Source organism: Martelella mediterranea, assembly GCF_021021415.1.
Lineage (GTDB): Bacteria > Pseudomonadota > Alphaproteobacteria > Rhizobiales > Rhizobiaceae > Martelella > Martelella mediterranea_C.
This window is the reverse complement of sequence record NZ_JAINWJ010000076.1, coordinates 1-9,551: the sequence shown is the minus strand read 5'-3', so window position 1 is coordinate 9,551 and position 9,551 is coordinate 1. Positions and strand designations below refer to the sequence as shown.

Here is a 9,551-nt window from a genome sequence, read left to right as displayed (position 1 = left end):
CGGCCCGGCAGGTTGACGATCAGGCTCTTTCCGCGCACACCGGCGGTCTGGCGCGAGAGGATGGCCGTCGGCGCCTGTTCCAGACTGATGCGCCGCATCAGTTCGCCAAAGCCCGGCAGTTCCTTCTGCATCACCGCCTGCATCGCCTCCGGCGTCTCGTCGCGCGGCGCAGGCCCCGTGCCGCCGGTTGTCAGGATCAGGTCGGCGCGAACATTATCGCACAGCTCCGTCAGCGTATTCCGCACGGAGCCAACCCCGTCCGGTATGATGACGCGGCTCAGAGCATAGGACGACGTGATGGTTTCCGCCAGCCAGGTCTCGATCATGGCGCCGCTTTGATCTTCATATTCGCCCCGGCTGGCGCGATCGGAAATGGTCAGTGCAACGATCAGCATTTTAGCCTCCCAGCACGGACATCGTCCGCCCGATGCCCTCGACTCGGGTCTTCGTAATCGAAAATGCATGCCCCTCGGGCTTCATCGCCACCGCGCGCGAAATCAGCGCATCGACCGGCATGTCGTCATCGCTCGCCCGCAACGAGCCCCTGAGACCGACCCGGCCTTCATCGCCCATGCAGGTGTAAAGATCGCCGGTGGCGCTGACGCGCACGCGGTTGCAGGCGGCGCAGAATCCGCAGGAAAGCGGCGTGATGAACCCAAGCAGGCCGCCCGTTTCCGCGACCCGCACATAATGCGCCGGGCCGCCGCTTTTCAAGGCAAGCGGCTGAAGCGTCCATCGTTCGGAAAGCGTTTCGCGCAACTGCGACAACGACAGAAAACTCTCCCGACGATCATGCCGCCCTTCGCCAAGCGGCATTTCCTCGATCAGGGTCAGGTCCATGCCGCGTTCATGGGTAAAGCGGATCAGGTCATCCACCTCCTGCTCGAAAGCGCCGCGCATGGCAACCGCATTGATCTTGACCCTGAGGCCTGCTGCCTGCGCCGCCTCCAGACCGGCGAAGACCCGCTCGATCCGGCCCCAGCGGGTGATCGCCTGATAGCGCTCGGGAACGAGCGTATCGAGCGAGACATTGACCCGGCGCACGCCATGGGCATAAAGCGCGTCCGCATGACGATCCAGCAGCGTGCCGTTGGTCGTCAGCGTCAGCTCGTCGAGCATGCCGCGCTTCAGGTCCGCGCCGAGCATGGCAAACAGCGTCATGATGTTTTTGCGCACCAGCGGCTCGCCGCCGGTGATCCGGATCTTGCGCACCCCGCGCGCCATGAAGATGCGGGACAGCCGGTAGAGCTCCTCAAGGTCGAGAATGTCGCGGCGCGGCAGGAAGGTCATGTTCTCGGACATGCAATAGGTGCAGCGCAGGTCGCAGCGATCCGTCACCGAAAGCCGGAGATAGGTCGCGGTGCGGCCGAAACGGTCGACGAGCGGACGCGGCACGGCCTCTCTTATCGCGCGTTCATGCCGCATCGCGCACCTGCCTCGCCCGGGCAATAGCTTCATAACTCCATTTCAGGACAGCATCCGTTTCGGGCGGCAAAGCTTGTGACAGATCGCCCGAAAAGGCGAACCAGCCATCGAGATAGGGCTGCTTCACCGAGGTCAGGATCGGCACGCCCGCCACAAAGGCGGCCTCGAAAACCGAGCGCAGCCCGCCGCCCTGCTCTTCCCCCTTGCCGAAACGGTTGAGAATGAGGAGGTCGGGCTGCGTCCCGATCCGGTTTTGGGCAAAAACGGCCGCGTCCGAAAGCGCGGTGAAATCCAACCGGCAACCGCGCGCATGGGCGCCAAGTGCCTGCATGATCTGCCAGCGTTTGCCGGTGGCGATGTCTTCCAGATCGACCGCGCCGCAGCACTGGCCCTCGTCCTTTTCGGCATGCTGAATGAAGCCTTCGACGCGATGCCCCTTTGCAATCAACTGCAGTGCCGCCGCTTCCAGAACGCGGTCGGCGGCGTCATCCTGCATGAACGGGATATAGGCGAGCAACGTGCTTTCACCCGTCTCTGTTTCCGCGTTGACCATCACAAAACCCTTTGCCTTTACTGCACCAGCGGCCCATCGGCGCCGGTGATCTCGATGCCCTCGATGGTCGCTTCCGCCGCCAAAACGGCGACGAACTGCTGAACAGCCTTCGACCAGGAGGCAGCCTCCAGCCAGGCGGCGATGCGCGGCTTAACCGCCTCGAACGGCAATTGCGCGCCCTCGATCCGGCGATCCATGCGGATGATATGAAAGCCATAGCGGGTTTCAACCGGCGAACCTGTCACCTCGCCTTCCGGCAGCCGCATCAGCACCGCCTCGAATTCCGGCACGGTGCTACCCGGCGAAAGCTGGCCGAGATTGCCGCCCTGCTGTGCCGACGGACAGGCCGAGCGCGCCCGCGCCAGCTCGCCGAAGCGAACGGTGCCGGCTTCAAGCTCCGCAATCATCTGCTCGGCCTCGGCGCGCGCCTGCCGCCGGGCGGCCTCGTCGGCCGGATTTGCGGCAAGCAGGATATGGCGCGCCTCGAAGATCGGTTCGGAGCGGAAGCGGCTCCGGTTGTTTTCATAAAACCGGCGGCATTCGGCATCATCGGCGGAAGGCGCGTCGACCGATATCTCGATCAGTGCCCGGATCTTCGCATCCTCGGCGGTTTCGGTCTTGCCGTCGACGGTTGTCTCCGGCGCACCGGTGACCTGTTCCTCTGCGGCCTTTTGCAGCAGCAGTTCGCGGATGACGAGCGCCTCAGCCGCAGCCCTCAGCGCCGCGCCGGGATTGTCAGCCGGGTGATTCTGGGCCTCGGCGAGGATCGCGCTTTCAGCAATCGCGACGCCGTTGACCGAGATTTCGGAAAACACCGGTCGCGCTTTCGGCGGGATTTTCGTGTCGACGGCCTGATAGCCGCTGCCGGGTTCGGGGCCGGCACCGGTGGTTTTGGGTTGTTGCGGTGTGAAAAGATTGACCATTTCGCGTTACTCCGCCGGTTTACCGTTGATGCGCGCGCCATCGCCCTTTTGCCGGGCGACCTGATAGCCGGGCCGCCAGATATAGCGCACCGGAACGCTCAGCATGTGCACCAGCCGCGTGAAGGGGAAGACGAGCAGGATGGTGAGGCCCAGGAAAATATGCGCCTTGAAGATCCACGCGGCATCGGCGACGTAGGACGAGGCGGCGAAGTTGAAGGTGAAGATGCCCTGAGCCCAGCTCATGAACTTCACCATTTCATGGCCGTCGAGATGATGCAGCGAAACCGGGATCGTGCCGAGGCCGAGCAGAAGCTGCAGCCAGAGCAGGATGATGATCATCGTGTCGCTGAAGGTAGAGGCAGCCCGCACCCGCGCGTCGAACAGCCGGCGGTGAACCAGGAGGGTGGCGCCGACGATGCCGAAAACCCCGGCAATGCCGCCGGCGACCACGGCCAGCAACTGCTTGGCACCATGGCTGATACCGAGCGCATCGAAGACCCAGATCGGCGTCAACAGGCCGACGACGTGGCCGGCGAAGATGACCAGGACGCCGAGGTGAAACAGCACGGAGCCCCAGATGAGCTGTTTGCGCCGAAGCAGTTGCGATGAGCCGGAGCGCCACGAATAGGGCTCCCGGTCATAGCGGATGACCGTCCCGAGGATCAGCACCGTGAGCGCAATATAGGGATAGATGCCGAAGACGAGTGTGTTGAGATAGGCTGACATGGTCTGTCTCCTAATGCGATACAGGTCCGGCGACATCGCCGGGTTGACGCTCTGCCGCGCGCATGCGGGTTCGAAGCCGGTCCGGTCCGCAAGCGCCCTCGCCGGCATTGCCGCCGAAGGTGACGGCTTCTTCCTCCCAGATGCTGTCGAGCGCCTTGAGGTCGTCGGGGTCGTCTTCGGGTGCGGCCATCAGCTCCTTCAGAAGCTTCTGGTCGGCCTCGGCCGATGACAGCAGGGAGAGCGCGGCAAAGGCCGATGCGTAGACGGATTCCCGCTTCCTCAGCCGCTCGCCGATCGCCTCGGTGATATGCGCGGTCTGGCCGAGAAGGTCTTCCGCTTCGGCCCTGGGGCGGGTGGAGAGAAACTCCAGAAACAGCGGCAGGTAGTCCGGCAGTTCCTTTGCGTCGATCTCGAAACCGCCCGTCTCGTAAAGCGCCATCAGGTCGACCATGGCCTGGCCGCGATCCCGGCTTTCGCCGTGGACATGTTCGAAGAGATGCAGCGACAGCGCGCGGGTGCGGTCGAAGAGATGGACATAGCGTTCCTGGGCCTCGTAGAGGTCGCGGCCCGTGAGATCTTCGATCAGCCTTCCGAGCGCCACGGCAACGGCTTCTGGCACCGCCGAGGACGCCAGCGCCGCCTTCAGTTCCGGCAGATCATCCAGCAGTTCCTTCTCCGGATAGGACAGAAGCAGCGAGGTGATTTTCAGGGCGATATTCATCAGACCTGCTCCTTGAAGATATCGGTCGGCGTCTGCACCATCTTGCGGCGTCCGGCGCCGAAGAGTTCGGTGTCGCTGTTGCCGCCGGAACAGCCATTGCCGAAGGAGAAGCCACAGGACCCGCGGACGTCATAGGCGTCTTCGGAGACCTCGCGATGGGTGGTCGGGATGACGAAACGGTCCTCGTAATTGGCAATCGCCATCACGTGGTACATGTCCTCGATCATCCGGCCGGTGAGGCCTACGCGTTCGGCAATCGCGTTGTCATCGACGCCGTCGACGGTTTTCGAGCGCATATAGGCGCGCATGGCGAGCATGCGTTCCAGCGCGTTCACCACCGGCTCTTCCTTGCCCGCCGTCAGCAGGTTGGCGAGGTAGCGCACCGGAATGCGCAGCGACTTGACGTCCGGCATTGCACCATCGAGGCCGAGCTTGCCGGCTTCGGCAGCGGACTGGACCGGCGAGAGCGGCGGCACGTACCAGACCATCGGCAGGGTGCGATATTCCGGATGCAGCGGAAAGGCCACCTTCCAGTCAATCGCCATCTTGTAGACCGGCGAGTTTCTGGCCGCCTTCAGCCAGTCTTCCGGCACGCCGTCCTTGCGGGCCTGTTCGATGACCGCCGGATCGTTCGGATCGAGGAACACCTTGAGCTGTTCCTCGTAGAGATCCTGCTCGTTCGCCGTCGAGGCGGCTTCCGAAATCCGGTCGGCATCGTAGAGAATGACGCCGAGATAACGGATACGACCAACGCAGGTTTCCGAGCACACCGTCGGCTGGCCGGCTTCGATGCGCGGATAGCAGAAGATGCACTTTTCCGATTTTCCGGAATTCCAGTTGTAATAGATTTTCTTGTAGGGGCAGCCGGAGACGCACATGCGCCAGCCGCGGCACTTTTCCTGGTCGATCAGAACGATGCCGTCATCCTCGCGCTTGTAGATCGCGCCGGAGGGACAGGCGGCGACGCAGGTGGGGTTCAGACAGTGCTCGCACAGGCGCGGTAGATACATCATGAAGGTGTTTTCGAACTGGCCGTAGATTTCCTTCTCGACCCCTTCGAAATTCACGTCCTTCGAGCGCTTCTCGAATTCGCCGCCGAGAATTTCCTCCCAGTTCGGCCCCCATTCGATCTTCTCCATCCGCTCGCCGGTCAGCTTCGAGCGCGGCCGTGCCGTCGGCATGGTCTTGCTCTCGCCGGCGGTCTGGAGATGGCCGTAGTCGAAATCGAACGGCTCGTAATAGTCGTCGATTTCCGGCAGGTCCGGATTGGCGAAGATCTTGGCGAGGATGCGCCATTTGGCGCCCATCTTCGGCTCGATCCGGCCGTTCTTCTTGCGGACCCAGCCGCCATTCCACTTCTTCTGGTTTTCCCATTCCTTGGGAAAGCCGATCCCCGGCTTGGTCTCGACATTGTTGAACCAGGCGTATTCGACGCCCTCGCGGTTCGTCCAGACATTCTTGCAGGTGACGGAGCAGGTGTGGCACCCGATGCATTTGTCGAGATTGAGCACCATGCCGATCTGTGCGCGGACCTTCATTCTGCGGCCTCCTTTCCTGCAAGGCTTGGGGTATCGTCCATCCAGTCGACATTTTCGAGCTTGCGGACGACGACGAATTCATCGCGGTTGGCGCCCACGGTTCCGTAGTAGTTGAAACCGTAGGACTGGTGGGCGTAGCCGCCGATCATGTGGGTCGGCTTCGGGATCACGCGGGTGACGGAGTTGTGAATGCCGCCGCGCTGGCCGGTCAGCGGCGAGCCGGGCGTGTTCACGATCTTTTCCTGCGCGTGGTACATGAAGATCGTGCCGTCCTTCATGCGCTGCGAGACCACCGCGCGGGCGACCAGCGCGCCATTGGCGTTGTAGACCTCGACCCAGTCGTTATCGACGATGCCGGCGCGGGCCGCATCCGGCTCCGAAATCCACACCACCGGGCCGCCGCGGTTCAGCGTCAGCATCAACAGGTTGTCGGTATAGGTGGAGTGGATGCCCCATTTCTGGTGCGGCGTGATGAAGTTCAGCACCAGATGCGGCTGGCCGTCGAGGCGCGCCTCGATCGCCGGCGTCACGGTTCCGGTATCGATCGGCGGGCGGTAGACGCAGAAGGCCTCGCCGAAGGCCCGCATCCACAGATGGTCCTGATAAAGCTGCTGACGCCCGGAGAGCGTGCGCCACGGGATCAGCTCGTGGACGTTTGTGTAGCAGGCATTGTAGCAGACCTTTTCCGATTCCAGCCCCGACCATGTCGGCGAGGAAATGATCTTGCGCGGCTGGGCGACGATGTCGCGGAAGCGGATTTTTTCGTCCTCTTTGGGAAGGGCGAGATGGGTGTGGTCGCGACCGGTAATCGCCGAGAGCGCTTCCCAGGCTTTGACCGCAACCTCGCCATTGGTCTCCGGCGCCAGCGACAGGATTACCTCGGTGGCGTCGATATCGGTGTCGATACGCGGCCGCCCCTTCGATGCCCCCTCTTCCGTCACCGTGCCGTTGAGCTTGCCGAGCAGGCCGACCTCATGCTCGGTGTTCCAGGAAATCCCCTTGCCGCCATTGCCGAGCTTATCGAGAAGCGGGCCGACGGAGGTGAAGCGCTTGTAGAGATTGGGATAATCCCGCTCGACCACGGCGACCGTCGGCATGGTCTTGCCCGGCACCGGATCGGTCTCCCCCTGTTTCCAATCCTTGACGTCGAAAGGCTGGGCCAGTTCGCCAGGCGTGTCGTGCAGGGTCGGCACCAGCACGATATCCTTTTCGACGCCCAGCACTTCCGGCGCGACTTCGGAGAACCGCTTGGCGATACCCTTGAAGATTTCCCAGTCCGAACGCGACTGCCAGGCCGGATCGGCCGCACTGGTCAGCGGGTGGATAAAGGGGTGCATGTCAGAGGTGTTGAGGTCGTTCTTCTCGTACCATGTCGCCGTCGGCAGCACGATGTCGGAATAGACGCAGGTGGTCGACATGCGGAAGTCGAGGGTCACCAGCAGATCGAGCTTTCCTTCCGGCGCCTCGTCATGCCACACGGCCTCCTTCACCTCCTGACGGCCCTCGTCGCCGAGATCCTTGCCAAGCAGGCCGTGGGATGTGCCGAGCAGGTGCTTGAGGAAATATTCGTGTCCCTTGCCCGAGGAACCGAGCAGGTTCGAGCGCCAGACGAACATGTTGCGCGGCCAGTTCTCCTCAGCGTCCGGGTCCTCGCAGGACATGGAAAGCGTACCGGATTTCAGCGCATCGGCGATATAGTCGGCAGGTTTTTGGCCCGAGGCGTCCGCCGCGCGGGCGACCTCCAGCGGGTTGGTGCGCAATTGCGGCGCGGATGGCAACCAGCCCATCCGTTCGGCGCGGATATTGTAGTCGATCAGCGTTGCATCCCACGGACCTTCCGGCGCGGTCGGCGACAGCAGCTCGTCGACCTTCACCGTCTCGTAGCGCCACTGATCGGTATGGGCGTAGAAGAACGAGGTCGAGTTCATGTGGCGCGGCGGTCGCTGCCAGTCGAGCCCGAAGGCGAGCGGCAGCCAGCCCGTCTGCGGCCGCAGCTTTTCCTGGCCGACATAATGGCTCCAGCCGCCGCCGGACTGGCCGATACAGCCGCACATCACCAGCATGTTGATGATGCCGCGGTAGTTCATGTCCATGTGGTACCAGTGGTTCAGCCCGGCGCCGAGAATGACCATGGAGCGGCCATTGGTCTTTTCGGCGTTGCCCGCGAAGGCGCGGGCTGTCGCGATGATCTGCTCGCGCGGAACGCCGGTGATCTTTTCCGCCCATGCCGGCGTGTAGGGCGTTCCATCGTCAAAGGAGCTGGCGACATTGTCGCCGCCGAAGCCACGGTCAAGCCCGTAATTGGCGACGAACAGGTCGAACACCGTCGCAACCACCGCCTCGCCGTCTGCGAGCGCCACACGGCGAACCGGCACCTTGCGCGCCAGAATGTCGTCATGGTCGGTGCCTTCGAAATAGTCGTGGGCCCGGCTGCCGAAATAGGGGAAAGCGACATCCTCGACGCCGTCATGCTTTTCGGCAAGGCTCATCACCAGATCGATGTCGCTGCCCGCCCCATCCTTCTGCTCGAGGTTCCACTTGCCCGTCTCGCCCCAGCGATACCCCGCCGACCCGCGCGGCGCGACGACGTCGCCGGTCTTCGCGTCGAAGCCGACCGTCTTCCATTCGGGATTGTTGCTCTCGCCGAGACCGTCCCTGAAATCGGAGGCGCGGAGGAAGCGTTCCGGCACGTAGCGGCCGTCTTTCTTCACCAGCCGCACCAGCATCGGCATGTCGGTGTAGCGGTGACAGTAGTCGTCGAAATAGTCGACTGTCCGGTCAAGGTGGTATTCGCGCAGGATCACATGGCCGAGCGCCATGGCAAGCGCCGCATCGGTGCCCTGTTTCGGGTGCAGCCAGAGATCGGAGAATTTCGCGGCTTCCGAATAGTCCGGCGAGACGACGACGGACTTCGTGCCCTTGTAGCGCACCTCAGTGTAGAAATGCGCATCCGGCGTGCGGGTCTGCGGCACGTTGGAGCCCCAGAGCATCAGGAAGCCGGCATTGTACCAGTCGGCCGATTCCGGCACGTCGGTCTGCTCGCCCCAGGTCATCGGCGAGGCCGGCGGCAGGTCGCAATACCAGTCGTAAAACGACATGCAGGTGCCGCCGAGCAGCGACAGGTAGCGGGACCCGGCCGCGTAAGAGACCATCGACATCGCCGGGATCGGCGAAAATCCGATGACGCGGTCGGGCCCCCACCTCTTCGCGGTATAGGCGTTGGCCGCCGCGATGAGCTCGTTGACCTCGTCCCAGGTGCCGCGCACGAAGCCGCCAAGGCCGCGCACCTTGATGTATTCGGCCCGCTTGGCCGGGTCCTCCTGAATGGCGCGCCAGGCCGCGACCGGGCTCTTGTCGGCGCGTTCCTTGCGCCACAGTTTCAGGAGCCGCGCCCGGATCAGCGGGTATTTCACCCGGTTTGCCGAATACATGTACCAGCTGTAGCTCGCCCCGCGCGAACAGCCGCGCGGTTCGTGATTGGGCATGTCGGGCCGGGTGCGCGGATAATCGGTCTGCTGGGTTTCCCAGGTGACGATGCCGCCCTTGACGTAGATCTTCCACGAACAGGAGCCCGTGCAGTTCACGCCATGGGTGGAGCGCACGATCTTGTCGTGCTGCCAGCGCTTGCGATAGGCGTCTTCCCAGTCGCGGTTTTCATTGGTGGT

Annotated in this window: 8 protein-coding genes; all 8 read right to left on the bottom strand. The window is 63.3% G+C overall.

Annotation, left to right across the window (positions count from 1 at the left end):
- The coding region (gene mog, locus K7H91_RS24915) for a molybdopterin adenylyltransferase (RefSeq protein WP_230722865.1) at positions 1-395 on the bottom strand (395 nt) is incomplete at its 3' end.
- A gap of 1 nt (position 396) precedes the next feature.
- Positions 397-1,425 (bottom strand): GTP 3',8-cyclase MoaA, encoded by a 1,029-nt coding sequence (moaA, locus tag K7H91_RS24910; protein WP_230722864.1) that lies wholly within the window; start codon positions 1,423-1,425, stop codon positions 397-399.
- Complete coding sequence (locus K7H91_RS24905; protein ID WP_230722863.1) at positions 1,415-1,978, bottom strand: DUF2478 domain-containing protein; 564 nt, start codon at positions 1,976-1,978, stop codon at positions 1,415-1,417. Before K7H91_RS24905 ends, moaA begins: the two co-directional genes overlap by 11 nt.
- 17 nt (positions 1,979-1,995) lie before the next feature.
- On the bottom strand, positions 1,996-2,901 hold the full coding sequence (locus K7H91_RS24900; RefSeq protein WP_230722862.1) for a peptidylprolyl isomerase: 906 nt from the start codon (positions 2,899-2,901) through the stop codon (positions 1,996-1,998).
- A gap of 6 nt (positions 2,902-2,907) precedes the next feature.
- A complete protein-coding gene (gene narI / locus K7H91_RS24895) occupies positions 2,908-3,627 on the bottom strand; it encodes a respiratory nitrate reductase subunit gamma (protein ID WP_230722861.1) in 720 nt (239 codons plus the stop codon).
- Positions 3,628-3,637: 10 nt separating this feature from the next.
- Positions 3,638-4,348 carry a nitrate reductase molybdenum cofactor assembly chaperone gene (narJ, locus tag K7H91_RS24890; protein WP_230722860.1) on the bottom strand — a complete coding sequence of 237 codons (711 nt, stop codon included), beginning with the start codon at positions 4,346-4,348 and terminating at the stop codon, positions 3,638-3,640.
- Entirely contained in the window at positions 4,348-5,886 is a 1,539-nt protein-coding gene (gene narH / locus K7H91_RS24885) for a nitrate reductase subunit beta (RefSeq protein WP_230722859.1), read from the bottom strand. The genes narJ and narH overlap by 1 nt, the downstream gene beginning before the upstream one ends.
- A partial coding sequence (locus K7H91_RS24880) for a nitrate reductase subunit alpha (RefSeq protein ID WP_230722858.1) occupies positions 5,883-9,551 on the bottom strand: 3,669 nt, incomplete at its 5' end. The genes narH and K7H91_RS24880, both read right to left, overlap by 4 nt.